A 26595-nucleotide genomic window follows, 5' to 3' on the forward strand; every position below is an offset into this window, starting at 1 on the left:
CGCCTCCGAAAGTCCTGATGCACTCTCAATTGCGGAAGACCGCATTCGCATCAGGCCCAAGGGTGCAACGGGCACCCGGCGTTCCGCACGCCCTCTCACAGGGGCAGGGAATGCAAGCAACGACGGCGCCCCCGCGCCGCAAACAATGGGGGCGATGACGCATGTCTGAAGCGCAGTGGCTGTTTGACATTCACATCCGCAACGACGCACAGGCGTCAGAGGCATCCCTCCCTCAAGCAGCGAAGCTGCGCAGTGGGGAGGGTCGGCCGATAGGCCGGGGTGGGGTCTCTCCCCACGTGAGAGCGGCGCCTGTTGCGCGACCCCACCCGTCACGTCGCTCGCAAGTGCTCGCAACGTGCCACCCTCCCCACTGCGCGGCTTCGCCGCTTGGGGGAGGGAAAAGGAAGAGCACCGCTGCTCTACAACATCAAGCCGCCACGACCTCGCGCGGCTGAGTGATCGCAATATGCTGGCAATGCGCCACGGGTGTCGTGCCGTTGGCCACGATGATAGCATCGAGCTCGACGAACCGATGCCCCTTCTTCTCATAATTAGCGGTCACCTTCGCCCGCGCGATCAACTCGTCATCGGTATTCGCGGTCGCCAACAACTGCATCCTGCTGCCGACGTGAATCCACGGCCCGAGCAGCGCATTGTCCACCAGCACCTTGTTCATGATCCGCTGCAGCACGCCGGGATGCACGATGCCCTCGCGCAAATACCGATCGTCGGCCTCGCGCACCTCACCCAGATATTCGGCAAGTCCATCCTCCGGCCAGACCCGCGGCGCGGTCCCGAGCCACTTGTCCAACGCGTAGGAATTGGCATCCACTGGCAGCCGCTTCGACACAGCCGCCGTATCCGGGAATTCATCCAGCGACGGCACCACCGGGAAGGCCGTCAGCGATGCGGTCCCGGCCGCACGAATCTCGCCGCCACCCTCAACGCTCAGCGCGAGCCCCTCGTCGGCTTCCTCGGCGATCACCTCGACGGTCTCGCCGTCATAGACCGGCTTGATGAAACGGGCCTCGATCAGGCCACGCTCCAAAAAGTCCCGTCCCCAGTGCTGCACCGGCGGATGGATCATATAGGCCAGCACGTCGACCCCCGGCACCAACCCGCCGCTGAAGCCGAATTTCCGGGCGACAGAATCGTCATGCATCTTGTTTTCGGACTGTTTGGCGGTGTTAAACGCCTCAACACGGTACGGTTCGAGCCGTTTGGTCATGATTCCTCCCGAAAACTGCGCGAAATTGAGTGTTCGCCTTGGCAGGAGATGATACCCGTCACCATGTTCGAGGCAAGGCGACGGGCGGGGAACTGTCCCGCGTCAGCGCCACATCGCCCACCCGCAAATGACTGCCTTTTCGTGGAACTTGTGCTCCCTTGACCACACGCATCTATATCGACGCCGACGCCTGCCCGGTCAAAGACGAGATTTACCGCGTCGCCGCCCGCTTCAGCCTGCCCGTCAGCGTGGTCGCCGGAAACTTCATCCGGGTGCCCGACGATCCCCTGATCGAGCGGATTGCCGCGGGTTCGGGCATGGATGCGGCCGATGACTGGATTGCGGAACGCGTCCAGAAGGGCGATATCGTGATCACGGCAGACGTCCCGCTGGCCAGCCGCTGCGTCAAGGCGGGCGCCGCGGTAATTGCCCCTAACGGCAAGCCGTTCACAGAACAATCCATCGGGATGACGCTCGCGGTACGCAACCTGATGACCGATTTGCGGTCGTCAGGCGAAATCACCGGTGGTCCCAAATCATTCGCGCCGCGCGATCGCTCGGCGTTCCTGTCGGCCTTGGATCAAACCATCCGCCGCATCCAGCGCGACCCGGCCTTTGCGCCCGCGCCGAAACAAAGTTGAACTGACCTTATGGCTCCTCCGCTTATCCAGCTGAAAGACATCTTCCTGACCTTCGGCGGCACGCCGCTGCTCAACGGCGTCGAACTGTCGGTGTCGCAAGGCGAGCGCGTCTGCCTGATCGGCCGCAACGGCTCCGGCAAGTCGACGCTCCTCAAGATCGTGGCGGGGATCGTTGAAAACGACAAAGGCAGCCGCTTCGTGCAGCCCGGTGCCACCGTCCAGTATCTGCCGCAGGAGCCGGACTTCTCCGGCTATGCGACGACGCTCGCTTATGTCGAGGCCGGCATGGGCGACGGCCACAACATCTATCAGGCGCAGTATCTGCTCGAACAGCTCGGCCTCACCGGCCACGAGGATCCAAACAACCTCTCCGGCGGCGAAGCGCGCCGCACGGCGCTGGCCCGCGTGCTGGCGCCCGAGCCTGACATCCTGCTGCTCGACGAGCCCACCAACCATCTCGATCTCACGACGATCGAATGGCTGGAAGGCGAACTGGCCAGCCGCCGCTGCGCGCTGGTGCTGATTAGCCATGACCGTCGCTTCCTCAGCAACCTCTCACGTGCGACGGCCTGGCTCGATCGCGGCCAGATCCGCCAGATCGATCGCGGCTTCTCGGCCTTCGAACAATGGCGCGATGACGTGCTCGCGGAAGAAGAGCGCGACCAGCACAAGCTCGACCGCAAGATCGTCAATGAAGAACACTGGCTGCGTCACGGTGTCTCCGGCCGCCGCAAGCGCAACGTCAAGCGCCTCGCCGGCCTGCATGAACTGCGCGCACAGCGCCAGGACTATCGCGGCGCCGCGGGCAACGCGACGCTCGCCGCCGCCGAGGCCGAGAAGTCGGGCAAGCTGATTTTCGAGGCCAAGAACATCTGCCGCACCTATGGCGACCGCAAGATCGTCGACGATTTCTCGATCCGCGTGCAGCGTGGCGATCGCATCGGTGTGGTCGGTCCGAACGGTGCGGGCAAGACCACGATGATCAACATGCTGACCGGTACCGAGCCGCCGGATTCGGGCACCATCCGCTTCGGCGCCAATATCGAAATGGCGACGCTGGACCAGCATCGCGAAAGCCTCAACCCGAAGACCACGCTGGCGGAGGCCCTGACCGGCGGCCGCGGCGACCATGTGATGGTCAACGGCCAGCCCAAGCATGTGGTCAGCTACATGAAGGACTTCCTGTTCTCGCAGGAGCAGATGCGCACCCCGCTCGAAGTGTTGTCCGGCGGTGAACGCGGCCGATTGATGCTAGCGCGCGCGCTGGCGAAACCATCCAATGTGCTGGTGCTGGACGAACCGACCAACGACCTCGATCTCGAAACCCTCGACGTGCTGGAAGAAATGCTCGGCGACTACGAAGGCACAGTCATCCTGATCAGCCATGACCGCGACTTCCTCGATCGCGTCGTCACCTCGGTGATCGTGCCGGAGGGCAACGGCAAGTGGATGGAATATGCCGGCGGCTATACCGACATGCTGGCGCAGCGCGGCGCCGACCTGAAGCGCGAGGCCAAGACCGAAGCCGTGGCGGCCAAGAGCAACGGCAGCAAGTCGGACTCGTCCAAGCCTGCTGCGAAGCGCAAGCTGAACTTCAAGGACAAGCACGCGCTGGAAACCCTGCCGAAGGCGATGGACAACCTGCGCTCCGAAATCGCCAAGCAGCAGCGCCATCTCGACGATCCCAACCTCTACAAGAAGGATCGCAAGAAGTTCGACACCGCGACCGCTGCGCTGTCAAAGGCACAGAAGGAATTGCAGGATTCGGAAGAGCAATGGCTGGAGCTGGAGATGCTCCGCGAAGAAATCGAGAACGCGTAACTGTCAGTCGTCATTGCGAGCGAAGCGAAGCAATCCAGAGGCAACAAGCGAAGACTGGATTGCTTCGTCGCTTCGCTCCTCGCAATGACGGTGGAAATGCCGGAGACGACACAATGACCACCACACTCGCCGCCAAGATCGCCAACGAATACGGCACGCCTGCCCTCGTCATCGACATGGATCGCGTCGAGCGCAATATCGCGCGCATCCAGAAGGTCTGCGATGATGCCGGCATTGCCAATCGGCCGCATATCAAGACGCATAAGAGCCCGGTCATCGCGAAGATGCAGATCGCAGCTGGCGCGAAAGGCATCACCTGCCAGAAGCTTGGTGAGGCCGAGATCATGGCCGATGCCGGGATCGACGACATCCTGATCAGCTACAATCTGCTCGGCGACGAGAAGATGGCGCGGCTTGGCGCGCTGCAGGCCAAGGCAAACGTCACCGTGGCCGCCGACAATTCGGTCGTCATCGGCGACCTGCCGAAAGCCGCCGCGATTTCGGGTCGCAACCTCAACGTCGTCGTCGAATGCGACACCGGCCGCAAGCGCGCCGGCGTCGAGACGCCCGCCGAGGCGATTGCACTCGCCAAGGAGATAGCCGCCTCGAAGGGCCTGACCTTCGCCGGCTTCATGCTGTACCCAACCGAGACCGGCTGGCCCGACGCACAGAAATTCTACGATGAAGCGCTGGCGGGCGTCCGCGCGCTCGGCCTCGAGCCGACGATCGTGTCCACCGGCGGTACGCCGAACCTCAGGAATGTCGGCTCGCTCAAGGGCGCCACCGAACATCGCTTCGGCACCTATATCTATAACGACCGCATGCAGGTCGCCGCCGGCTCTGCCACCTGGGACGATTGCGCACTGAATGTCTATTCGACCGTGGTCAGCCGCGCCGGCCCGGAACGTGGCATTCTCGATGCCGGCTCCAAGACGCTGACGCCCGACACCGGCGGTCTCGATGGCTACGGCCTGATCCTCGAACATCCCGAAGCGAAGATCGCGCGCTTCGCCGAGGAGCATGGTTTTCTCGACCTCGGGCGCAGCAACACCCGACCCAATGTCGGCGATGTCGTCCGCATCGTGCCGAACCACGTCTGCGTGGTCGTCAACATGTTCGACGAAGTGGTGATGGTGCGCGGTGACGAGATCATCGGCACGCTGCCGGTGGCCGCGCGTGGGAGGCTGCGGTAACGCGACAGCGCTTACACTCGGGACCTCATCCTGAGGAGGCGCCGCTTGGCGCCGTCTCGAAGGATGGACACACATTCATGGTTCGAGACGCGCGCAAGAGCGCGCTCCTCACCATGAGGTCGGCGTTCTATCGGGGCGAAAAAGCCAGCCACCTCAAAACGCCCTCGCCCGCTGCAGCTCCTGTCGCAAAGGACGCCTGCAGTAGGTAACCGCCGGTCGGCGCTTCCCAATCGAGCATCTCGCCGGCGACGAATGTGCCCGGCATACGCTTCAGCATGAAGGCGTCATCGATCTCATCGAACGAGACGCCACCCGCCGTCGAAATAGCACGCGCGATCGGCGCGACGCCATTGAGCGTCACCGGCACGGCGTTGATCAAGGCAGCCAACTTCTCCGGCGGCAATGACGCCAGTTGAATGCCCTCTGGGACAGCGACTTCCTGCAGCAGCCCAATGGCCACCGGCGACAGATGGATCGCCTTGCGCAAGAAATTGGAGAAAGACTGCTTGCCACGCGATGCTGCCAGCTTCGTGGTCAGCTCCTTCGCATCGAGGTCCGGTCTAAGAGCAACGCGCAGCGTCGCCTTGCCATCCGCGATGACCGCTTCGCGCAACAGAGACGAGAGCGCATAGATGCCGCCGCCTTCAATGCCAGTGCGCGTCACCATCGCCTCGCCGCGCACGCTGTGTGCACCGAACGATAGCGCAACACCCTTCAGCGGCTGACCTTCGAAACGGTCCTTGAATATCTCCGACCACGCGACCGTAAAGCCGGAATTCGCCGGACGCAGCGGCGCGATGCTCAAGCCCTTCACCGCCAGCACATCCACCCATGCGCCGTCAGAGCCGAGCCGCGGCCAGCTTGCACCGCCGAGTGCGAGCACGACGCTCTTGCAAGCGATCGCCTGCGCACCGCTCGGAGTCTGAAACGTCAAACGCCCCTCGCCGTCCCATCCTGTCCAGCGGTGACGAAAGGCAAACCGCACGCCACTCTCGTCCAGCCGCCGCAGCCACGCGCGCAGCAATGGCGATGCCTTGAAGGCCTGCGGAAACACCCGGCCGCTGGAACCAACAAAAGTCGGCTGCCCAAGCGCCTCGCTCCAGTCGCGTAGCGCGGTCGGCGTGAAAGCCGAGATCGACGGCGCAAGCTGCGCCTCCGCCGCGCCATAGCGCTTGAGGAATTCCGGCAGCGGCTCACTATGAGTGAGATTGAGTCCGCCGCGTCCGGCCATCAGAAACTTGCGACCAGCCGATGGCATCGCGTCATAGACCGTGACGGCAGCGCCGCCACGGCTCAGAACCTCGGCCGCCATCAGCCCGGCAGGGCCGGCACCGATCACCGCAACTTGGTTCTTCACAGGCTCAGTCAAGGTCACACGCAGTGGCGAAGCCGCCGATCAGGCCTTCACGCCCAAGCGAATGGCGGCCTGCTCGACATACTTCTGGGTCTGATGGAAAGCGCCTTCCAGCGCCTTGGCCTTCGACATATCACTAATGTCAGCGAAATGCGCGGCAATCGTATCCGGGCTCCAGTCAGCTTCGGCGAAATTGACACCTTCGCTTTCGAGAATCTTGATGACCGCGAAGGAGCCTGCGCCGGCGCCCATGATAGTCTTGGTCGGTGCATTCTCGCTCAGGAGATATTCGACCGCCGGCGTGATCGCTTCGGGCTTCATCAGTTGCAGCGCCTGCGCTGGCAACAGTTCCTCGGTCATGCGCGTGGCCGCTGTCGGCGACACGATGTTGACGCGGATGTCCGTCTTGCGGCCTTCCTCGGCGAGCACATTCATCAGGCCGACCATGCCAGTCTTGGCAGCACCGTAATTGGCCTGACCGAAATTGCCGTACAGACCCGACGACGAGGTCGTGAGCACGATGCGCCCGTAGTTGCGCGCGCGCATACCTTCCCAAACGGCCTTGCAGCAATAGAAAGTGCCGGTGAGATGCACGTCGAGCACCTTGGCGAAGTCGGCGAGCTCCATCTTTGCGAACGACTTGTCGCGGAGAATGCCGGCATTGGCGCACATCAGGTCGACGCTGCCCCACTCCTTGGTGGCCTTCTCGACCATCGCCTTGACCTGTTCGAAGTTGGAGACATCAGCGCCATCGGGCATCGCCGTGCCACCGGCTGCGCGGATTTCCTCGACCACGGTTTCCGCCGCCGTCAGCGAACCGCCGGTACCGTCGCGCGCGCCGCCGAAATCGTTGACCACGACCTTGGCGCCGAGCTTCGCAAGGCCCAGCGCATGGGCGCGGCCCAATCCATTGCCGGCGCCGGTGACGATGGCGACGCGGCCGTCAAATCGAATGGTCATTTGGAACTCTCCTCAATTGAAATAGACAAGGCCGAGCCAGTCGGCGACCAGCGCCGGCTTGTCCTCGCCTTCGATTTCGACACTCACGCTGGTGCGCGTGAACAATTCCTTCGGCTTGCGCAACGTCGCCTCGGTCAGCGTGAAGCGGCCGCGGATGCGCGATCCTGCTTTCACCGGCGACACGAAGCGTATTTTATCGGTGCCGTAATTGACGCCCATGGCGACATCGGCGAGTTGCGGCAGAGCCTCATAGGAAAAGACCGAGAGCATCGACATGGTCAGGAAGCCATGCGCAATTGTCGAGCCGAACGGCGTCGCCGCTGCGCGCGCTGGATCGACATGGATGAACTGAAAATCCTCCGTCGCCGCAGCGAACGCATCGATACGCTTCTGGTCCATGACATGCCAGGGCGACACGCCGACTTCCTTGCCTACCATGGCGATATAGGCATCACGTTCGATCATCGCGCTCATTCAGTCTCAGTCCTCAAAATCCAGTTGCGTTGCGGGGCGCAGATTCCACAGCGCACACCCTGACGCCAAGCGAAATTGTGCGCTGCAGCCATGCAAAGCGCGATAAATTACCGCTCGCCCTCTTGCGATCCCGCCGTACGGAGTGCCTGCAATTCGGGGAAATCCTCTTCGCGAAACTCGACGCCGCGCAAAGGATCGCTGCGATCGTCGGCATGTTCGAGCCGACGCAGGTGGACCCTGCGAATCTTGCCCGAAATCGTCTTCGGCAGCTCGGTCACGAACTCGATCCGCCGTATACGTTTGAACGGCGCCAGACGCACATGTAGATGCTGATAGATCGACAGCGCCGTCGCCTTGGACGGCGCGGTATCGCCGATCAGCAACACATAGGCCTTGGGGATGGCGAGCCGGATCGGATCGGGGCTCGGCACAATGGCGGCCTCAGCCACGGCATCGTGTTCCAGCAGGATACTCTCCAGCTCGAACGGGCTGATGCGATAGTCCGAGGATTTGAACACATCGTCGGAGCGACCGACGAAAGTGAGATAGCCATCGTCATCGGAAAATACGACGTCGCCGCTGCGATAGATCTCACCGCTTGCACCGCTGACGCTACCGTCTTCGGCCTGATAGCCCTGCATCAATCCTGCCGGGCGATCGACGCCAAGCACGAGACTGACCTCGCCCTCCTTCGCCGGATTGCCATCGGCATCGACAACGCGAACCTTCCAGCCCGGCAGCGGACGGCCCATGGAGCCCACCTTGACGGTCTGGCCCGGCGAATTGCCGGCCAGCGCGGTGGTCTCGGTCTGGCCGTAGCCGTCGCGAATGGTGAGACCCCAGGCCGCCTTGACTTGATCGATCACTTCCGGATTGAGCGGCTCACCGGCGCCGCAGACCTCGCGCAGCGCGACCTTGAAGGTGGCAAGCTTCTCCTGAATGAAGAGCCGCCACACTGTCGGCGGTGCGCACAGTGTCGTCACGCCGCAGCGGCCGATAGTGGCAAGCAGGCCCTTGGCGTCGAAACGCGGCTGATTGACGACAAACACGGTGGCGCCGGCATTCCATGGTGCAAAGAAGCAGCTCCAGGCATGCTTGGCCCAGCCCGGTGAAGAGATGTTGAGATGCACGTCGCCCGGCTGCAGTCCGATCCAGAACATCGTCGAGAGTCCGCCGACGGGATAGCTGCGCTGGCTGTGCCGCACGAGCTTCGGCTTCGCCGTGGTGCCCGAGGTGAAATAGAGCAACATCGGATCGTCAGCCCTGGTTGGGCCATCCGGCGTGAAGATCTCGGAGAAGTCTGCTGATGTCTCGAAGGCGAGCCATCCGGCGTGAACTGACGCGGCGTTGACGACGATCTGACCAATGCCCGCGGTCTTCAAGCTGCCGAACTTGGCGACCTGGTCCTCTGCCGCCACCACGAGCTTGGCGCGGCCGCGATCGAGCCGGTCCTGCAATTCATCCGAGGTCAGCAGCGTGGTGGCAGGAATGATGACGACGCCGAGCTTGATCGCCGCCAGCATGGTCTCCCACAGCGGCACCACATTGCCGAGCAACAGCAACAGATGATCGCCGCGCTTCAGCCCCTGCGCGCGCAGGAAATTGGCAACCTGATTGGAGCGGCGTGACAGCACCTCGAACGACAGCTTCGTCTCGCGGCTGGCGGCCGCATCGACGATCCAGAGCGCAGTCCGGTCCTTGCTGACGGGATCATGGGCGAGTTCGGCGTCGAACCAGTCGAGCGCCCAGTTGAAGTCGACCGGATCGGGCCAGCGAAAGCCGGCAACGGCAGTGTCGTAGTCGGTGCGGTGTTCGAGGAGGAAGGCGCGGGCCTGCTTGAACGTGGTCATGCCGACGCTCCCGCTATTTCGGCATCAGATGCCGCAGATGATGAATGATCCCGGAAAAGTCATCGCCGCCGTGACCTTCCTTCTCATAGGTCTCATAGATGCTCTCGGCATGGGCGCCGAGCGGCGTCCTGGCGCCGGCGGCCTTGGCGGCTTCCTGCGACAGCCTGAGATCCTTGAGCATCAGCGCCGCGGCAAAGCCGGGCTTGTATTCGTTATTGGCCGGCGATGTCGGCACCGGTCCCGGCACCGGGCAATAGGTGGTCAGCGACCAGCACTGGCCTGACGAGGTCGACGCCACATCGAACAGCGCCTGATGCGACAGACCTAGCTTCTCGGCGAGCACAAAGGCCTCGCTGACGCCGATCATCGAAATGCCGAGGATCATGTTGTTGCAGATCTTGGCCGCCTGCCCCGCGCCGGCATCGCCGCAATGGACGATCTTCTTGCCCATGGCTTCGAGGACCGGCTTGGCTGACGCGAACGCCTTGGCATCGCCGCCAGCCATGAAGGTCAGTGTCGCGCCCTTGGCGCCGCCAGTGCCGCCCGAGACCGGCGCATCGACCGACGGCAGCTTCTGCGCAGCCGCCAGTTCATGCGCCTTGCGTGCGCTTTCCACGTCGATGGTCGAGCAATCGATCATCAACGCACCCTTGGCGGCCACGGGAATGACCTCGCTCCACACCGACACCACGTGTTTGCCGGCCGGCAGCATGGTAATGATGACCTCGGCGCCCTTCACGGCATCGACCGCCTTGCCAGCAATGGTCACGCCATCCGCCCTCGCCTGCGCGCGGGACGCCTCGACGAGATCGAAGCCCGTCACCTTGTGGCCCGCCTTGACCAGGTTGGCGGCCATCGGGCCACCCATATTGCCGAGACCGATGAATGCAATGCTGGTCATGTCCTGCCCTCGTGATCGTTTGTTTGTTTTTAAAGCCCGATGAAAACGGCGAAATCCAACTTTCGTTCAGAACGCTCGACCTTCAGAAGGTCAGCTCAACATCGCGTTTGGCCAGATAGCGCGCGACAATCTCCGGTGTCACGCCCTCGAGATTCGGTGGCTGCCATTTCGGATTGCGATCCTTGTCGATGATGGCCGCACGCACGCCCTCGACGAAATCGGCGCTATCAAACACCTCCAGCGCCGCGAGATATTCGCGCGACAGACATTCCTCGAGCGACTTCGACGCGCGCGCGAGCCGCAGCAGCTTCAGGGTAACCTTGAGCCCCCGCGGTGATTTGTCGGACATGGCCTTGAGCGTCGCCAGCGCAAACTCCGAACCGTCCTGCTCAAGCGCAGCCACGATCTCCTCGACGCTGTCATGGGCGAAAGCGCGATCGATCAGCGCACGCTGCGCCGTGACTGGACCGGTTTGTTCCGGAGCTCCGAACTTCTTGAGTGTCGTCATCACCGACGCGGCATCGGCGCCCGCCGACAGCTGTGTCAGCGCCTCGCGCAATGCCGGCCATTTGACGGTGTCGATCAGGACGTCCGCCATATGTGCAGCAAGCGCATCGGCACCTTTTGCCGTCAGTCCGGTCAGACCGAAATACGTCCCGAGTTCGCTCGGCGCGCGCGACAACAGCCATGTGCCGCCGACATCCGGAAAGAAGCCAAGGCCCACTTCCGGCATCGCCATCCTGGTCTTCTCCGTAACGATGCGGTGGCTGGCATGGCCGGCCAGACCGACGCCGCCACCCATCACGAAGCCATCCATATAGGCCACATAGGGCTTCGGAAATTTTGCGATCCGCGCGTTGACGATATATTCCTCGCGCCAGAAGATCTTGCCGAGATCGCCTTTGACCTTGGCACTCTCATAAAGACCGCGGATATCGCCGCCGGCGCACAATCCGCGTTCACCCGCACCTTCGAGGATAATCAGCGCGACTTGCGGATCTTTCTCGAACACGTCGAGCGCCGTCGCGATCTCGCGGGTCATCTCCAGCGTCAGGGCATTCAGCGCCTTCGGCCGGTTCAGGCGGATCACACCGGCCGCGCCTTCCCGCGCGACGATGAGGTCGCCAGTCTCCGTTGCGACGTCTGAACTCATCGCGCGCCCTCGATCAATTTGCGCGACACGATCAGCCGCATGATTTCATTGGTGCCTTCGAGGATCTGGTGCACCCGCAAATCGCGCACGATCTTCTCGATGCCGTATTCGGCGAGATAGCCATAGCCGCCATGCAGCTGCAGCGCCTCGTTGGCGACCTCGAAACCGATATCGGTGCCGAAGCGCTTGGCCATCGCGCAGAGCATGCCGGCATCGGAATCCTTGCGGTCCAGCGCCGCGGCCGCCCGCCACAGGAAGGTGCGTGCGGCTTCCAGTTCGGTCGCCATATCGGCGACACGAAATTGCAGCGCCTGGAATTCGTCGAGCCGCTTGCCGAACGCCTTGCGCTCTTTCATGTAGCTCAGCGACTTGTCGAGCGCAGACTGCGCGCCACCGAGCGAACATGCTGCGATGTTGAGACGACCACCGTCGAGGCCGGACATGGCGATCTTGAAGCCGATGCCTTCGTCACCGAGCCGGTTCGCGATCGGCACGCGGCAATTTTCGAAGATCACGGCGCGTGTCGATTGCGCGTTCCAGCCCATCTTGCGTTCGTTATTGCCGAACGACAGACCGGGCGTGCCGGCCTCCACCACGATGGTCGAGACGCCGCCGGCCCCCTCGCCGCCCGTACGGACCATCACGACGTAGACGTCGGTATCGCCGGCCCCAGAGATGAATTGCTTCTGGCCGTTGAGCACATAGTGGTCGCCGTCGACGACAGCGCGGGTGCGCAGCGCTGCTGCATCCGATCCCGAGCCGGGCTCAGTCAGGCAGTAGCTCGCCAGCAGCTCCATAGTGCAAAGTCGCGGCAGCCACTTCTGGCGCTGCGCTTCGCTGCCATAGGAATCAATCATCCACGACGCCATGTTGTGGATCGAAATGAAGGCCGAGGTGGTCGGGCAGCCGGTCGCCAGCGCCTCGAAAATCAGCGCGGCGTCGAAACGCGTCAGTGCGGAGCCACCGACATCGTCACGGATATAGATGCCGCCCATACCGAGCAGCGCCGCCTCGCGCATCACCTCTTTCGGGAAATGCTTGTCCTCGTCCCATTTGAGCGCAAAGGGAGCGATCTTTTCCGCAGCGAATTCGCGCGCCATATCGCGAACGGCGGTCTGTTCCTCATCGAGAGCGAATTGCATCACGCCCTTCTTGTTGATTGTTGATCAGCCGGGAAAATGAAACGGCCCGGTGCACCACCTTTGGGAGCGCCGGGCCGCTTGCGCGTTCTTACTTCATCAACGGGATGGAGAACTCGGCGCCTTCCTTGACACCCGATGGCCAGCGCGCGGTGACCGTCTTGGTCTTGGTGTAGAAGCGGATCGAATCCGGACCATGCTGGTTGAGATCGCCGAAGCCGGACTTCTTCCAGCCACCGAAGGTGTAATAGGCGATCGGCACCGGGATCGGCACGTTGATGCCAACCATGCCGACATTGACCTTGGCCGCGAAGTCGCGGGCTGCATCTCCATCGCGGGTGAAGATCGCAACGCCGTTGCCGTAGTCATGATCCGACGGCAGCGCGAGAGCTTCTTCGTAATCGTGGGCACGCACTACCGACAGCACGGGCCCGAAGATCTCTTCCTTGTAGATGCGCATGTCCTTGGTGACGTTGTCGAATAGACAGCCACCCATATAGAAGCCGTTCTCGTAGCCCTGCATCTTGAAGCCGCGGCCATCGACGGCCAGCGTGGCGCCTTCCTTGATGCCGATATCGACATAGTTCTTGACGCGGTCGACGGCTTCCTTGGTCACCAGCGGACCGAAGTCAGCCGACGGATCCACGGAGGTGCCGATCTTCAGGCTCTCGACGCGCGGGATGAGTTTTTCCATCAGGCGGTCGGCGGTGGTCTTGCCAACAGGTACCGCCACCGAGATCGCCATGCAGCGCTCGCCAGCCGAGCCGTAGCCGGCACCGATCAGCGCATCGACGGTCTGGTCCAGATCCGCATCAGGCATGATGATGGCGTGGTTCTTCGCTCCACCGAAGCACTGGGCGCGCTTGCCGGTCGCCGCAGCGCGCTCGTAGATGTACTGGGCAATCGGCGACGAGCCGACAAAGCCAACGGCCTTGATGTCTTCGTCGTCGAGGATTGCGTCGACGGCTTCCTTGTCGCCGTTGACGACATTGAGGATGCCCGGCGGCAGACCGGCTTCGATCATCAGCGCAGCGAGCATCATCGGCACGCCGGGATCGCGCTCCGAGGGCTTCAGGATAAACGCATTGCCGCAGGCGATGGCCGGACCGAATTTCCACATCGGGATCATCGCCGGGAAGTTGAACGGCGTGATGCCGGCGACGACGCCGAGCGCCTGGCGCATCGAATAGATGTCGATGCCGGGACCAGCGCCTTCGGTATATTCGCCCTTCATCAGATGCGGAATGCCGCAGGCGAATTCGATCACTTCCAGGCCGCGCTGGATATCGCCCTTGGCGTCCGGCACGGTCTTGCCATGCTCACGCGCCAGGCAATCGGCCAGCTTGTCGTAATCGCGGTTGGCGAGTTCGAGGAACTTCATCAGCACGCGGGCGCGGCGCTGCGGATTGGTGTTGCCCCAGGCAACCTGCGCCTCGGCAGCATTGAGAACCGCGGCGCGCATTTCGGCCTTGGAGGCCAGCGCAACCTTGGCCTGAACTTCGCCAGTCATCGGCTCGAAAACGTCGGCGAAACGCCCCGACTTGCCCTCGACCTCACGGCCGCCGATGAAATGTCCAATCGTGCGCATGCGTTTCCTCCTGGGAGCCAAATTTGGCCCGATGTTGATCAGGCTTTATGGCGTTTGGAAAGGCCCTGCACGCGCGGCGGATTTGCGAAATTGCAGGCTCGCTGCAGTTTAGCCCTGTCAGAATGTCACCGCCGCGACAATGTCGCAGGCAGTGCGCCGATTATCAATTCTTGGCGGCAGATACGGCCTTGGTTGCCGCCTTCTTTGCAGTCGGCTTTCTAGCCCCGCTCTTGGGAGCCTCAGCCTTGGACGCTGTCGGCTTCGGCGCTGCAGCACGGCCCAGCACGACCTCGCGGCCAGCGCTCAAAAGCTCTTCGGACAACTCGCCATTGCCGGCGGCGCGGGCCAGCACGATGGTGCCCATCATGGTGGCAAGCGCTGCCATCGCCTGTCTGCGCGCCGATTTGCTCGGTCCGCCATGAAACTGCTCGGACATCATCTCGATCATCTGATCGAGTTTGGCGGCAAACACCTTGCGCGTCTTGGGGCTCTCGCGCGCGATCTCAGCGCCCAGCGCCGGGACGGCGCAACCATGGCCCGGATTGTCGCGGTGCTGCGGCGACAGGTAAGAATCCACGATCGTGGCCAGACGCTGATCCGGCGCCGCCTGCCCGGCCAGCTGACGCCAGCGATCCGTCGAGCGGTCCATCGCATAGGCGAAGGCTTCAATCACCAGCGCCTCACGCGAATCGAAATGCGCATAGAAGCCGCCGTGGGTCAGACCCGCGTCCTTCATGAGGTCGGCCACGCCGATGCCATGCGCGCCTTTTTCGCGCAGACGCACGGAAGCCTTCTTCACGATCCGCGCATGCGTCTCGAGCTTGTGTTCCTTCGAATAGCGCATCGGCGGTCCATTCAAAACAAATAGATGATGTCGATCATATTACTCACGCTGCTCCGCATGCGCAACGCACACCTGGCCGCAGGCCTTGACAACACCGCAGTTTGACGCGGAATTGATAGGAGCAAGACCGGCGATCCGCGCCGGCCCAAGGAAATGCCAAGGGACGAGACGATTTCATGCATATGCTCAATCCCCATTGCGGTGTCGAACGTGACCCGCGAGGTATAGTTCGGCTGACGATCTGTAACGCCGGCCCACTCAATATTCTCAATTCAGCCGCAATCAAGGGTGTTCGCGAAGGCATTGAGGTATTGGCCACGGAACGCGCCATTCGCACGCTTGTCATCGCCGGCCAGAGCGAAAAGAGCATGATTGGCGGCGCCGACATCAAAGAAATGGCGACGCTGGATCAGGCCTCCGCCGAGAAGTTCATTTCCGGCTTGCGCGATCTCTGCGAAGCCGCCCGCGCTTTTCCCGCGCCTGTGATCGCCCGCATCCCCGGCTGGTGCCTTGGCGGCGGCCTCGAATTTGCTGCCGCCTGCGATTTCCGGATCGCGTCGCATGATTCCAAATACGCCATGCCCGAGGTCAGGGTCGGTATCCCCTCGGTGATTCACGCTGCCCTCTTGCCGCGCCTGATCGGTTGGGGGCGGGCGCGCTGGCTGATCATGACTGCCGCCACCATCGATGCACCGACCGCGCTCAATTGGGGTCTGGTCGATGTGGTTGCGGCCGAAGGCGCGCTTGATGCCGAAGTTGAAAAGACGATCGAAGCCATACTCGAGTGTGGACCCGAGGCCATGCGGTCGCAAAAAGCTCTGCTGAAACAGTGGGAAGAGCTGCCGCTGAAGGAATCCGTCAATCTCAGCGTCGGCGTGTTCGGCGAGGCCTATCTGACCGGCGAGCCGCAGCGACTGATGCAGGGTTTCATCAACCGCAAACGCTAGCAGCTCGACCTCACGAGAATTTTGCACAGGCCGGCATTGCGTATCTTGCAGCGCATCATATGATGAGTGTCATCCAAATGACCCGCGCTTGCGCGAAGGAGCCTCCATCATGTCCGCAGCTTCAGATCCGGTCGTCATCGTCTCGGCCACCCGCACCCCGCTCGGCCGCTTCCAGGGCGAACTATCGCCCTTCTCCGGCCACAAGCTCGGCAGCCACGTGATCGGTGCCGCCGTTGCACGCGCGAAACTGGCACCCGAGCGCATCGACGAAGTCTTCATGGGCTGCGTGCTTCCCGCCGGCCAGGGTCAGGCGCCCGCCCGCCAGGCCGCCCGAGGTGCCAAGCTGCCGGATGCCACCGGGGCCACGACGATCAACAAGGTCTGCGGCTCCAGCATGAAGGCGACCATGCTTGCCCACGACATCATCCATGCCGGTTCGGCCGAGATCGTCGTCTCCGGCGGCATGGAGAGCATGACCAATGCGCCCTATTTGCTGCAGAAGGCGCGCGGCGGTTACCGCGTCGGCCATGATCGCATCATCGATCACATGCTGATGGATGGGCTTGAGGATGCCTATGAGGTCGGTCGCTCGATGGGTGACTTCGGCGAAGCCACCGCTGAGGCCTATCAGTTCACGCGTGGAGATCAGGACGCCTATGCGATCGAAACGCTCACCCGCGCGCGCAAGGCGGTGGAGAGCGGCGCCTTCAAAGCAGAGATCACGCCACTGACCATCGTCGAGAAGTCCGGAGCTCGCGAGATCGCCAATGACGAACATCCGCTGAAGGTCGATCCCGCCAAGATCCCGAACCTCAAACCAGCCTTCCGCAGCAACGGCACCATCACGCCCGCTGCTTCGTCCGCGAATGCCGATGGCGCTGCTGCCCTGGTGCTCGCCAAGCGTTCCCTCGTGGATCGTGAGGGCATACCCGCGCTGGCTGTTATCCATGGCCACGCCACGCACAGCCAGGAACCGCAATGGTTCACGACTGCGCCCATTCCGGCAATCCGCAAACTGCTCGACAAGGTCGGCTGGAGCGTCGGCGATGTTGATCTGTTCGAGATCAATGAGGCCTTCGCCGTGGTGCCAATGGCTGCGCAACGCGACCTTGGCATCCCTCGCGAGAAGCTCAACGTCAACGGCGGCGCCTGCGCGCTGGGCCATCCCATCGGCGCAACCGGCGCGCGGCTGATCGTGACGCTGCTGCACGCGCTGGAAGCCAGGGGCTTGAAACGCGGCGTCGCGGCACTGTGCATCGGCGGCGGCGAAGCCACCGCGATTGCCATCGAACGCATCGTTCACTGAACCGCCTTTCCCAGATATGATCGTCGCGGCGGTGGTCGTCGCGACGCCACTTCTCATTGATTGCAGGAAACCCGATGATTTCCGGATGGCTCTCGACTGCCCTCGCCCGCCGCAATATCCATTACGGATGGGCGATGATCGCCGTAACCTTCGTGACGGCGCTGGTCAGCGCTGCCGCGGTTGGCGCGCCCGGCGTGTTCATCGTGCCGCTGCAGAAGGAGTTCGGCTGGAGCACCGCCGAGATTTCCTCCGCCATGTCGATCCGCTTCGTGTTGTTCGGCCTGATGGCGCCGTTCGCCGCCGCGCTGATGAACCGTTATGGCTTGCGCAACGTCACCCTGATCGCCCTGCTCGTCGTTGCTGCAAGCCTCATATTATCGCTCGGGATGACGCAGGTCTGGCAGCTCATGGCGCTCTGGGGCGTCGCCGTTGGTATTGGCACCGGCATGACGGCGCTGGTGCTCGGCGCCACCGTCGCAGCGCGCTGGTTCAGCGCACGCCGCGGTCTCGTCGTGGGTATCCTCACCGCGAGCGCGGCCACCGGCCAACTGATCTTCCTGCCGATCCTCGCCAGCATCACCGAGCACAGCAACTGGCGCTGGGCACTGGCGCTGATGTGCGTGATGCTGGCCATAGCCGCTCTCGGCGTGCTGCTGGTGATGCGGGACCGTCCCAGCGACATCGGCATTCGCCCCTATGGCGACACCAGCACCGAACCGCTGGCCGTTCCACCACCGAACACCTCGCCGATCATGGCGGCAGCACTCGGTGCCCTGCGCGATGCTGCCCAGACCAAGGTATTCTGGATCCTGTTCGCGACGTTCTTCATCTGCGGCGCCAGCACCAACGGACTGGTCCAGGTTCACCTGATCCCGATGTGCCTCGACTTCGGCATCCCGCAGATTCAGGCGGCCGGACTGCTTGCGGCGATGGGCGTGTTCGACTTCGTCGGCACTATCGCGTCAGGGTGGCTGTCTGACCGGTATGACAATCGTTACCTGCTGTTCTGGTACTATGGCCTGCGCGGCCTCTCGCTGCTGGCGTTGCCGTTCACCGACTTCTCGTTCTATGGCCTGTCGCTGTTCGCGCTGTTCTACGGCCTGGACTGGATCGCCACCGTGCCGCCCACCGTGCGGCTTACAGCGTCGAAGTTTGGACCTGAACGCGCGGGTCTGGTATTCGGCTGGATCTTCGCCGGTCATCAACTGGGCGCAGCAACGGCGGCATTCGGCGCTGGCCTGTCGCGCACGGTACTGCTCAGCTATCTGCCTGCCTTTTTCGCGGCAGGTGCGCTATGTATTATTGCAGCGCTGATCGTGCTGGCGATTTCAAAGGACAAGAAGGTCGCGACCGCCTGATCCCCGCAGGATTCAGGCTGCTCGCCACTCATATCAGAACGGGAATACATCATGCGCCGCGTTGTCATTACGGGGATGGGAGCGGTGTCGCCGCTCGGTTGCGGCGTCGAGATCAACTGGTCCCGGTTGCTCGCCGGTCAATCCGGTCTCCGCCTGTTGCCGGAGGCCATGACCGCTGATCTCGCCGCCAAGGTCGGCGGTCAGGTGCCCGACATCGCCAATGATCCGGAAGGCGGTTTCGATCCTGACAAGGCGGCGCCGCGCAAGGACCAGAAGAAGATGGATCGCTTCATCCTGTTTGCGCTGATGGCTGCCGATGAAGCCATTGCGCAGGCCGGCTGGCAGCCCAAGGATGCACGGGAACGCCAGCGCACGGCCACGATCATCGCCTCGGGCATCGGCGGCTTTCCAGCCATTGCCGACGCCGTCCGCACGACAGACACCAAGGGTATCCGCCGGCTGTCGCCATTCACCGTACCCTCGTTCCTGGTCAATCTCGCCGCCGGTCATATCTCGATCCGTTACGGCTTCGAGGGCGCGCTCGGCGCACCCGTGACAGCCTGCGCTGCCGGCGTGCAGGCGATCGGCGACGCTGCACGTCTCATTCGCTCCGGCGAAGCGGATGTCGCCATAGCCGGGGGTGCCGAAGCCTGTATTGACCGCGTAAGCCTCGGCGGCTTCGCCGCCGCTCGCGCACTCTCCACCGACTTCGTTGCCAATCCGGAGCGCGCCTCGCGTCCGTTCGATCGCGACCGCGACGGCTTTGTCATGGGCGAAGGCGCCGGCGTCGTGGTGCTTGAGGAACTGGATCATGCCTTGGCGCGTGGCGCGAAGCCGATCGCCGAACTGATCGGCTACGGCACGACGTCCGATGCGTTCCATATGACGGCCGGTCGCGAGGACGGCGACGGCGCCAGGCGCGCGATGGATATCGCTCTGGCACAGGCCAACATCACGCCTGCCGATGTCCAGCATCTGAACGCCCATGCCACATCGACGCCGGTCGGCGATCACGGCGAGCTCGAAGCGATCAAGTCGATCTTCGGAACGAACGGCGGAGTCGCTGTAAGCTCGACCAAATCCGCCACGGGCCACCTGCTCGGTGCAGCCGGAGGGCTTGAGGCGGTCTACGCAATCCTCGCGCTGCGTGACCAGATCGCTCCGGCCACGCTCAATCTCGAAAATCCCGATCCGTCTGCCGATGGCATCGATCTGATCCGCGGCAAGGCGCGGCCGATGGCCATTGAGCACGTGCTCTCGAATGGCTTCGGCTTCGGCGGTGTCAATGCCAGCGTGCTACTGCGGCGAATATAGCTTACGGCCGCATCGCGAGCCGTGACGGACCTGCCGTGCAGAGCGGTTCGGCAAGACGTGCAAACTCACACAGCAGCGAGCGCGTCTTCGTGGGGTTGATGACTTCCTCGACCCAGAACTTCTCGGCCGAACGGAATGGCGAGCGCAGCTTGTTGAGGCGCTCCTCGATTTCCTGCTGCTTGAGCTTTGGATCGTCCGCCGCGTCGATCTCGGCGCGATAGGCCGCCTCGATGCCACCTTCCAGCGGCAGCGAGCCCCAATAGGCCGAAGGCCATGCGTAACGCATCGAGAACCGGTTGGCCGGCTGATGCACCACGCCAGCGACGCCGAACGCATTGCGGATGATGATCGTGCACCACGGCACCGTGGTCTGATTGACCGCGGCCATGGCGCGCACGCCGTGACGGATAGTCGCTGCCTTCTCCGCATCGAGCCCGATCATGAAACCCGGGCAATCCATGAGATAGACGACAGGCAGATGGAACGTCTCGGCGAGGTCGACGAAGCGCACGACCTTCTGGCAGGCTTCCGCGGTCCACGAGCCGCCATAGTGGAACGGATCGCTGGCAAGCAGCAGCACCGCACGGCCTTCGAGACGCGCAAAACCGGTGATGATCGGCCGGCCGAAATTTGCCGCCATCTCGAAAAACGAGCCTTTGTCGACGACGGCGTCGATGATCGGGCGCATCTTGTAGACCTGCCGGCGATTGCGCGGCACGGCTTTCAGCAGAGATTCTTCCGCACGTTCGGGATCGTCATTGCAGGCGATCGTCGGCGGCAAGTCATAGACAGACGATGGCAGATAGGACAGGAAGCGCCGCGCGCAGGCGAATGCCTCCTCTTCGGTCTCCACGGCATGATCGACGCCGCCAGCGCGCGTCTGGATATCGGCGCCGCCGAGCTCCTTCTTCTCAAGCGACTGGCCGAGGCGCGCGACCACGGGAGGCCCGGCAACGAACATCGCGGAATTCTTCGTCATCACCGAATAATGGCTGGCTGCGAGCCGCGCAGCGCCGAGGCCGGCGACTGAACCAAGGCCAAGGCCAACGACCGGCACCTGCGCCAGATTGGACGTCGTGTACCAGTACCAGCGCGTGCCCCCGACGCCGCCCGGCAGATTGGCTGCGCCCCTGGTCTCGATGGTCTTGACCGAGCCGCCGCCGCCGGAGCCTTCGATCACGCGAATGATCGGCAGCCGGAAGTCATGCGCCATTTCCTCTGCCATCAGCGGTTTGGCCGAAATCGACGCATCGGCCGAACCGCCGCGCACGGTGAAGTCGTCGCCAACAACGACGACGGGACGGCCGTCGATCTTGCCACGACCGAACACGCAATTCGCCGGCGTCAGATGCTTCAGCTCGCCAGACGCATCGTATTCACCGATGCCGGAGACTGCCCCGACTTCGTGAAAGCTTTTTGCATCTATCAGTCTGTCGATACGTTCACGAACTGTGAGCCGGCCTTGGTCATGCTGCCGCTTGACCTTGTCAGCGCCCCCCATCTCCCGCGCGAAGGCTTCGCGCCGGGCGAGGTCGTCGAGTTCCGGCTTCCAGTTCATTCATTCCCTCCGGGAGCATTTTTTTCTGAGCTGTTGGCGCGGGAGGCGCATCTGGAACGGGCGCACTGGTCAGGCCGCTATCTGCATTCTGAACCATCATGCTGATCGTGCTGCTGAGCTGGCGCAGGATCGGAGCGATCTCGTCCTGCAGGCGCTGCTCGTCATACATGGCGGCAAGCAGACCGATGGTGACGACCACATAGGTTTGATACTGCGGCGACCAGATCGGCGTCGCAATGCCGGTGATATGCGGTGACCAAAGGCCACCTGCGAGAACGTAGCCGTTGTCACGCAGACATTCGCGGTTCCCAGCGATCTTGCCGCGCAGGATCTTGGCGTCCTCGGGCATTTCGCGCGCGATATCGTTGATCAGGGCATTGCCGACGTCTTCGTCGAGCGCTGCGGTGTAGGCGTGGCCGGCTGCAGTCCGGCCCATGGCAATGCGGCTGCCGGTGGTCGAATGTAATCCGAGCGCGTGATCGGCGCGGGCATATTCGAGATAGACCATGTGGAAACGATCGGGAATCGTGAAGCCGATCGTACCAGGTACCTGCTCCGCCACTTCCTGCAAACGCAAGCGGATCAGGTTGCGCACCTGAAGTCCCCGCATCATCGAAGCACTCATCGCGACCGCACTCGATCCGATGCGGTACTTCTGATCTGCAGGCAGATAGGCGAGCTGGCCCATGCGCGTCAGCGTATGGGTCAGGCGCGATACGGTGGAGCGCGGCAGACCACAGCGATTGGAAATTTCGAGATTACCCAGCCGGGCATCATGGCCCTCGAAGCAGCGAAGAATATCAAAGGCGCGCGAGACCACCTGGATCACATCGCCGTCGCCTGCCAGATCGCTGGCGAGCATGCCTTGTTTGCTGAGCCGTTCCGAACGTCGTCCCATGATGCGTTTCCCTTAAAACGACGCATCTCGCGGGGAGCCAATCCGTTGGATTGTCCCGATGTGCGCCGCCGTCCCGTTCCACTCTGCGGAATTATATTCCACTTGCGGGCTACGCTACCTCAGGCAATCTGCGGCGACAACACCAAGCTGCTCGTTTCTTCTCATTCTTAGGAATTGTCCGGTCGCGTCGGCGCTACACCCATAGCGAGCAGCCGCCCGCGTGATCGCGGAGAACACCATGCCAGAGATCAAGATCCTCAGCGAAGTCGCCGGCCGCATCTGCTCACTGCCGCTCGCAACCGGCGATTCCGTGAATGAAGGAGACGAAGTGGCATTTGTCGAAGCCATGAAGATGGAAATTCCGGTCGCCTCTCCTGCCGCAGGTAAAATCAAATCGATGATCGTCGCGGTCGACGACGTGGTCGCGGAAGGACAGTTGCTCGGCACAGTCGAGACGTGAGCAGAATGCACTGACGACCTCGACTGCCTTACCAATGTGCTGCGGCATTCTGTCTGAGATGGTGACCGCTCCCATCATCCGGCGAACGGACTCAGGACATTGCCAGCGCCTGACGGCGATGACATGATCGCCGAACAATAAAAAGCAATTCGCAAAGCGAATGCATCTGGAGGGGAAAATGCTTCACCGGCTCATCGCGCTGGCGTCCGTTGCCGTGCTCAGTACGACCGGCGCTGTATGCGCACAGGATATCAAGCTTCCACCGACCATGGCGGTCACCGCCTACGACACCGGCACCGCCGGCTTCAACATCGCCGTCGCTGTCGGCAAGATGATGAAGGACAAATACTCCACCGATGTGCGTGTGCTGCCTGCCGGGAATGATGTCGCGCGGCTGGCGCCATTGCGCGCCGGTCGCGCCACGATCGCCTGGATGGGCTCGGGCATCTACTTCGCGCAGGAAGGCGTGTTCGAATTCGGCGTCAAGGAATGGGGTCCACAGCCAGCGCAGGTCACGCTGTCGACCATCGACTGTAATGGCGCCTCGCTCGGCGTCGCTCGCGATATCGGCGTGAAGGAGATCAAGGATCTACGCGGCAAACGCGTCGGCTTCGTCGTCGGCTCACCTGCCCTGAACCAAAACTCGCTTGCGATCATGGCGTTCGGCGGTCTCACCAAGGCAGACATCAAGCCGATCGAGTTCGCAAGCTACGGCGCAATGTGGAAAGGCATGGTGAACAACGACGTCGATGCAGCCTTTGCTACCACCATCACTGGCCCGGCCAAGGAAGTCGAGACATCGCCGCGCGGCATCATCTGGCCGCCCCTCCCCGCGGAAGACAAGGCCGGCTGGGAGCGCGTCAAGCGTGTGGCACCGTTTTTCAATCCACATGTCGCGACCTGCGGCGCGGGCATCACGGCATCAGCGCCCGTCAACATGAGCACCTACCCCTACCCCGTCGCGACCGTCTACGGCTTGCAGGCGGAAGATCAGATCTACGCGATCACCAAGGCGATGATCGTCAACTTTGACGCCTACAAGGACAACGCACCAGGCGCTTTGGGCCTCGCCGTAAAAGCGCAGTCCATGAAATGGGTCGTTCCGTTTCATCCCGGCGCCGTGAAAGCCCTCAAGGAAGCCGGCAACTGGACGCCAGAAGACCAGGCACACAATGACGGACTGCTGAAGCGGCAGGACGTCTTGAAGGCGGCATGGAGCGAATACGCCAAGGCCAGTGCATCAGCCGGTGAAAAGGAGTTTCTCGACGGCTGGATGACTGCCCGCGCGGCTGCGCTCAAGAAGGTCGGCATGCCGAACGGCTTCGAATAACGTCGTTATTTTTAGCTGTAACCGCGAACAATAATCGGGGCCATTATGTCAATTTCGTCACCCGATCACGCGCGGCCCGCATCCGACATTCCCGTAAAAATGGAACTCGATGATCCCCATGGAGTCGCCGACCTCCAGGAGTCCGAGGTCTCGCGCGTTCGCGCCTTGCATGGGGTGTGGCGCTGGGCACTGATACTAGCCACCCTCGCGACCATCCTGCTCTGCATCAACCAGCAATTTTCGCTGCGTTTCTTTGTCGATGTCACGCAACTCAACACCGAATATTTCTATCTGCTGATCGCGCTGATGCTGCCGTTCACGTTCCTGATCTTTCCGGGAACGTCGAAGGCCGATCTCGACCGTGTGCCATGGTACGACGTCGTATTGTTCGTCGCCACTTTCGCTGCCGCGATCTTCCTGATGATGAACATCCGCAAGGCCGCGCAATTTGGCTGGGAATTCGACGGCGCACCTAAACCCGTGATCGCTGCAGGTCTCGTGATGTGGTTCGTGCTGATGGAGGCGCTGCGCCGCACCGGCGGCTGGAGCCTGTTGCTCAGCGTCTTCCCCTTCACGCTGTATCCACTGTTTGCCGACGCCAAATGGCTCGGACCGTTCCGCGGCACCCAGTCGACGCTGGAGCAGACCACGGCCTATCACGTGCTGTCGGGCGAAAGCCTGCTCGGCATTCCGATCCAGGCATTTGCCGACACCGTGATCGGCTTCCTGGTGTTCGGCACGGCGCTGATGATGACAGGTGCCGGCAAGTTCTTCATCAACATTGCCTTCGCGATGTGCGGTACCTTCCGTGGTGGCGCGGCAAAGGTGTGCATCTTTGCATCTGGCCTGCTCGGCACCGTAGGCGGCAGCATCGTGTCCAATGTGCTCACCGCTGGAACGATGACGATCCCCGCGATGAAGAAAACCGGCTTCACGCCGTCCTATTCAGGAGCGATCGAAGCCTGCGCGTCCACCGGCGCCGTGCTGGCGCCACCGGTGCTGGGCGCGACGGCCTTCGTCATGGCCCAGTTCATGAACACGAGTTACGCCGACGTCGCGCTCGCCGCCACCATTCCGTCGATCTTGTATTACTTCGGTCTGTTCGCGCAGGTCGATAGCTACGCCGCGCGTCACAAGCTCGAAGGCATCCCGCGCGCGGAACTGCCCCGCTTCATGGACGCGCTCAAGGAGGGCTGGTACTATCTCTTTGTCATCGCGATCCTTGTCGTGATGCTGCTGTACTTCAAACGCGAGAGCCACGCGCCGTTCTACGCCACCGCTTTGCTGGTCATCCTGCATCAATGGTCAGGCCCGGCACCGTGGAAGAAGGGCAACAGCGCCGTCCTGGCGCTCTCGATTGTGCTGACCGGATTGATGGTCTGGCTCGATCTGCAGAACGCCTATCTATGGGGAATGTGCATCCTCGCTGCGCTTAATGAATTCTTCCCTGGCAAGAATTGGGGCGGCGCGCGCTGGATCCACTTCCTCGAACTCAACGGCAAGACCTTCGTCGAGCTGATCGCGATCCTCGCCGGCTGTGGGTTGTTAATCGGCGCGTTCTCGCTCACCGGCGTAATCTCGAGCCTGGCCAACGACCTTCTGGCGATCGCCGGCGGCAACGTCTTCCTGCTGCTGATCATGTGTGCCTTCACCAGCCTGATCCTCGGCCTCGGCCTGACGACGACGTCCTGCTACATCTTCCTCGCTATCCTTGTCGCACCGGCGCTGGAGAAGCTCGGCCTCAACAAGATGGCCGTGCACATGTTCATCTTCTATTGGGGCATGCTGTCGTCGATCACGCCACCGGTCGCCATCGCATCCTTTGCCGCCGCCGGCATCGCTGGCGCACCGGCGATGAAGACCGGCTGGGAGTCGATGTGGGTGGGCAGCATCATCTATTTTATCCCGTTCTTCTTCGTGCTGAATCCGGCGCTGCTACTGCAGGGCGACAGCCCTTACCTCGAAGCGTTCGGCCTTACCGGCCTTGCCTGTCTCGGCATCGTCTTCATCTGCGGCGGCATTCAGGGCTATCAGGCCTATGTGGGCGATCTGCGCCGTGCGGGCGCAATGGAATGGCCGCTACGTGTGCTGCTGGTGATCGGTGGCTTCGTGATGGCGACACCCGGAGGCGGCATCAATCCGCTGTCGCAGTGGCAGATCATTGCCCTCGCCACCTGCATTCTCGCGCCGACGGTGCTGATCGCGCTGGCGCTGATCAGGCGCGGCGATGCGCGGCTCGCGGTGTCATGACCGCGAAGGCATTCAGGTCGATTGAAGA

22 protein-coding genes are annotated in these 26595 nt (G+C 62.5%); 10 read left to right on the forward strand and 12 right to left on the reverse strand.

The features are described from left to right. Window positions 1–427: 427 nt before the first annotated feature. A complete protein-coding gene (locus tag HP556_RS04350; protein ID WP_175366045.1) occupies window positions 428–1228 on the reverse strand; it encodes a hotdog family protein in 801 nt (266 codons plus the stop codon). A gap of 158 nt (window positions 1229–1386) precedes the next feature. On the opposite strand from HP556_RS04350, the gene HP556_RS04355 reads away from it, so the two are divergent. The 3 genes from HP556_RS04355 to HP556_RS04365 all read left to right on the forward strand — a co-directional run bounded on the left by HP556_RS04355 (window position 1387) and on the right by HP556_RS04365 (window position 4883). Beyond that, window positions 1387–1869: a YaiI/YqxD family protein gene (locus HP556_RS04355; protein WP_175366046.1), complete on the forward strand. Its 483-nt coding sequence runs from the start codon at window positions 1387–1389 to the stop codon at window positions 1867–1869. A gap of 9 nt (window positions 1870–1878) precedes the next feature. Next, a complete protein-coding gene (locus HP556_RS04360; RefSeq protein WP_175366047.1) occupies window positions 1879–3690 on the forward strand; it encodes an ABC-F family ATP-binding cassette domain-containing protein in 1812 nt (603 codons plus the stop codon). 113 nt (window positions 3691–3803) lie between these two features. After that, window positions 3804–4883, forward strand: coding sequence for a D-TA family PLP-dependent enzyme (locus tag HP556_RS04365; RefSeq protein ID WP_175366048.1), 1080 nt, complete (start codon window positions 3804–3806; stop codon window positions 4881–4883). A gap of 127 nt (window positions 4884–5010) precedes the next feature. Here HP556_RS04365 and HP556_RS04370 read toward each other — a convergent pair whose 3' ends face one another. The 9 genes from HP556_RS04370 to HP556_RS04410 form a co-directional block, all read right to left on the reverse strand. Further along, entirely contained in the window at window positions 5011–6195 is a 1185-nt protein-coding gene (locus tag HP556_RS04370) for a BaiN/RdsA family NAD(P)/FAD-dependent oxidoreductase (RefSeq protein WP_246297396.1), read from the reverse strand. A gap of 84 nt (window positions 6196–6279) precedes the next feature. Beyond that, window positions 6280–7197, reverse strand: a complete 918-nt coding sequence (locus HP556_RS04375) for an SDR family NAD(P)-dependent oxidoreductase (protein WP_175366050.1) — start codon at window positions 7195–7197, stop codon at window positions 6280–6282. A gap of 12 nt (window positions 7198–7209) precedes the next feature. After that, a complete protein-coding gene (locus HP556_RS04380) occupies window positions 7210–7671 on the reverse strand; it encodes a MaoC family dehydratase (RefSeq protein WP_175366051.1) in 462 nt (153 codons plus the stop codon). A 107-nt stretch (window positions 7672–7778) separates the two neighbouring features. Next, window positions 7779–9521 (reverse strand): AMP-binding protein, encoded by a 1743-nt coding sequence (locus HP556_RS04385; RefSeq protein WP_175366052.1) that lies wholly within the window; start codon window positions 9519–9521, stop codon window positions 7779–7781. Between the two features lie 13 nt (window positions 9522–9534). Beyond that, window positions 9535–10422, reverse strand: a complete 888-nt coding sequence (mmsB, locus tag HP556_RS04390) for a 3-hydroxyisobutyrate dehydrogenase (protein WP_175366053.1) — start codon at window positions 10420–10422, stop codon at window positions 9535–9537. An 82-nt stretch (window positions 10423–10504) separates the two neighbouring features. Beyond that, on the reverse strand, window positions 10505–11575 hold the full coding sequence (locus HP556_RS04395) for an enoyl-CoA hydratase/isomerase family protein (RefSeq protein WP_175366054.1): 1071 nt from the start codon (window positions 11573–11575) through the stop codon (window positions 10505–10507). Beyond that, window positions 11572–12717: an isobutyryl-CoA dehydrogenase gene (locus HP556_RS04400; protein ID WP_175366055.1), complete on the reverse strand. Its 1146-nt coding sequence runs from the start codon at window positions 12715–12717 to the stop codon at window positions 11572–11574. The genes HP556_RS04395 and HP556_RS04400 overlap by 4 nt, the downstream gene beginning before the upstream one ends. An 88-nt stretch (window positions 12718–12805) precedes the next feature. Further along, window positions 12806–14302, reverse strand: a complete 1497-nt coding sequence (locus HP556_RS04405; protein ID WP_175366056.1) for a CoA-acylating methylmalonate-semialdehyde dehydrogenase — start codon at window positions 14300–14302, stop codon at window positions 12806–12808. 163 nt (window positions 14303–14465) lie between these two features. Then, entirely contained in the window at window positions 14466–15146 is a 681-nt protein-coding gene (locus HP556_RS04410) for a TetR/AcrR family transcriptional regulator (RefSeq protein WP_175366057.1), read from the reverse strand. Between the two features lie 176 nt (window positions 15147–15322). On the opposite strand from HP556_RS04410, the gene HP556_RS04415 reads away from it, so the two are divergent. The 4 genes from HP556_RS04415 (at window position 15323) to fabF (ending at window position 20071) form a co-directional block, all read left to right on the forward strand. Continuing rightward, entirely contained in the window at window positions 15323–16093 is a 771-nt protein-coding gene (locus HP556_RS04415; RefSeq protein ID WP_175366058.1) for an enoyl-CoA hydratase, read from the forward strand. A 109-nt stretch (window positions 16094–16202) separates the two neighbouring features. Continuing rightward, window positions 16203–17399, forward strand: a complete 1197-nt coding sequence (locus tag HP556_RS04420) for an acetyl-CoA C-acyltransferase (RefSeq protein WP_175366059.1) — start codon at window positions 16203–16205, stop codon at window positions 17397–17399. Window positions 17400–17473: 74 nt separating this feature from the next. Next, complete coding sequence (locus HP556_RS04425; protein WP_175366060.1) at window positions 17474–18757, forward strand: MFS transporter; 1284 nt, start codon at window positions 17474–17476, stop codon at window positions 18755–18757. Between the two features lie 51 nt (window positions 18758–18808). Then, complete coding sequence (fabF, locus tag HP556_RS04430) at window positions 18809–20071, forward strand: beta-ketoacyl-ACP synthase II (protein WP_175366061.1); 1263 nt, start codon at window positions 18809–18811, stop codon at window positions 20069–20071. 1 nt (window position 20072) lies between these two features. On the opposite strand, the gene HP556_RS04435 is transcribed toward fabF, so the two are convergent. Both HP556_RS04435 and HP556_RS04440 read right to left on the reverse strand, forming a co-directional pair. Beyond that, entirely contained in the window at window positions 20073–21629 is a 1557-nt protein-coding gene (locus HP556_RS04435; RefSeq protein WP_175366062.1) for an acyl-CoA carboxylase subunit beta, read from the reverse strand. Beyond that, the gene (locus HP556_RS04440) at window positions 21559–22527 is read right to left on the reverse strand and encodes an IclR family transcriptional regulator (RefSeq protein WP_092151919.1); all 969 of its coding nucleotides are present in this window, start codon (window positions 22525–22527) and stop codon (window positions 21559–21561) included. Before HP556_RS04440 ends, HP556_RS04435 begins: the two co-directional genes overlap by 71 nt. 238 nt (window positions 22528–22765) lie before the next feature. On the opposite strand from HP556_RS04440, the gene HP556_RS04445 reads away from it, so the two are divergent. The 3 genes from HP556_RS04445 to HP556_RS04455 all read left to right on the forward strand — a co-directional run bounded on the left by HP556_RS04445 (window position 22766) and on the right by HP556_RS04455 (window position 26567). Further along, window positions 22766–22987 (forward strand): acyl-CoA carboxylase biotin carboxyl carrier protein subunit, encoded by a 222-nt coding sequence (locus HP556_RS04445; RefSeq protein ID WP_068730696.1) that lies wholly within the window; start codon window positions 22766–22768, stop codon window positions 22985–22987. Window positions 22988–23165: 178 nt separating this feature from the next. After that, window positions 23166–24317: a TAXI family TRAP transporter solute-binding subunit gene (locus tag HP556_RS04450; RefSeq protein WP_092151923.1), complete on the forward strand. Its 1152-nt coding sequence runs from the start codon at window positions 23166–23168 to the stop codon at window positions 24315–24317. A gap of 45 nt (window positions 24318–24362) precedes the next feature. Continuing rightward, a complete protein-coding gene (locus HP556_RS04455; protein ID WP_175366063.1) occupies window positions 24363–26567 on the forward strand; it encodes a TRAP transporter permease in 2205 nt (734 codons plus the stop codon). Window positions 26568–26595: the final 28 nt, after the last annotated feature.

The organism is Tardiphaga robiniae, from assembly GCF_013359755.1.
GTDB lineage: Bacteria > Pseudomonadota > Alphaproteobacteria > Rhizobiales > Xanthobacteraceae > Tardiphaga > Tardiphaga robiniae.

What these genes read in the sequence shown, in the direction of transcription:
- HP556_RS04350 (WP_175366045.1), bottom strand. Translation starts at nt 1,228, where the DNA reads ATGACCAAACGGCTCGAACCGTACCGTGTTGAGGCGTTTAACACCGCC.
- HP556_RS04360 (WP_175366047.1), top strand. Translation starts at nt 1,879, where the DNA reads ATGGCTCCTCCGCTTATCCAGCTGAAAGACATCTTCCTGACCTTCGGC.
- HP556_RS04365 (WP_175366048.1), top strand. Translation starts at nt 3,804, where the DNA reads ATGACCACCACACTCGCCGCCAAGATCGCCAACGAATACGGCACGCCT.
- HP556_RS04370 (WP_246297396.1), bottom strand. Translation starts at nt 6,195, where the DNA reads ATGGCGGCCGAGGTTCTGAGCCGTGGCGGCGCTGCCGTCACGGTCTAT.
- HP556_RS04375 (WP_175366050.1), bottom strand. Translation starts at nt 7,197, where the DNA reads ATGACCATTCGATTTGACGGCCGCGTCGCCATCGTCACCGGCGCCGGC.
- HP556_RS04380 (WP_175366051.1), bottom strand. Translation starts at nt 7,671, where the DNA reads ATGAGCGCGATGATCGAACGTGATGCCTATATCGCCATGGTAGGCAAG.
- HP556_RS04385 (WP_175366052.1), bottom strand. Translation starts at nt 9,521, where the DNA reads ATGACCACGTTCAAGCAGGCCCGCGCCTTCCTCCTCGAACACCGCACC.
- mmsB (WP_175366053.1), bottom strand. Translation starts at nt 10,422, where the DNA reads ATGACCAGCATTGCATTCATCGGTCTCGGCAATATGGGTGGCCCGATG.
- HP556_RS04395 (WP_175366054.1), bottom strand. Translation starts at nt 11,575, where the DNA reads ATGAGTTCAGACGTCGCAACGGAGACTGGCGACCTCATCGTCGCGCGG.
- HP556_RS04400 (WP_175366055.1), bottom strand. Translation starts at nt 12,717, where the DNA reads ATGCAATTCGCTCTCGATGAGGAACAGACCGCCGTTCGCGATATGGCG.
- HP556_RS04405 (WP_175366056.1), bottom strand. Translation starts at nt 14,302, where the DNA reads ATGCGCACGATTGGACATTTCATCGGCGGCCGTGAGGTCGAGGGCAAG.
- HP556_RS04410 (WP_175366057.1), bottom strand. Translation starts at nt 15,146, where the DNA reads ATGCGCTATTCGAAGGAACACAAGCTCGAGACGCATGCGCGGATCGTG.
- HP556_RS04415 (WP_175366058.1), top strand. Translation starts at nt 15,323, where the DNA reads ATGCATATGCTCAATCCCCATTGCGGTGTCGAACGTGACCCGCGAGGT.
- HP556_RS04420 (WP_175366059.1), top strand. Translation starts at nt 16,203, where the DNA reads ATGTCCGCAGCTTCAGATCCGGTCGTCATCGTCTCGGCCACCCGCACC.
- HP556_RS04425 (WP_175366060.1), top strand. Translation starts at nt 17,474, where the DNA reads ATGATTTCCGGATGGCTCTCGACTGCCCTCGCCCGCCGCAATATCCAT.
- fabF (WP_175366061.1), top strand. Translation starts at nt 18,809, where the DNA reads ATGCGCCGCGTTGTCATTACGGGGATGGGAGCGGTGTCGCCGCTCGGT.
- HP556_RS04435 (WP_175366062.1), bottom strand. Translation starts at nt 21,629, where the DNA reads ATGAACTGGAAGCCGGAACTCGACGACCTCGCCCGGCGCGAAGCCTTC.
- HP556_RS04440 (WP_092151919.1), bottom strand. Translation starts at nt 22,527, where the DNA reads ATGGGACGACGTTCGGAACGGCTCAGCAAACAAGGCATGCTCGCCAGC.
- HP556_RS04445 (WP_068730696.1), top strand. Translation starts at nt 22,766, where the DNA reads ATGCCAGAGATCAAGATCCTCAGCGAAGTCGCCGGCCGCATCTGCTCA.
- HP556_RS04450 (WP_092151923.1), top strand. Translation starts at nt 23,166, where the DNA reads ATGCTTCACCGGCTCATCGCGCTGGCGTCCGTTGCCGTGCTCAGTACG.
- HP556_RS04455 (WP_175366063.1), top strand. Translation starts at nt 24,363, where the DNA reads ATGTCAATTTCGTCACCCGATCACGCGCGGCCCGCATCCGACATTCCC.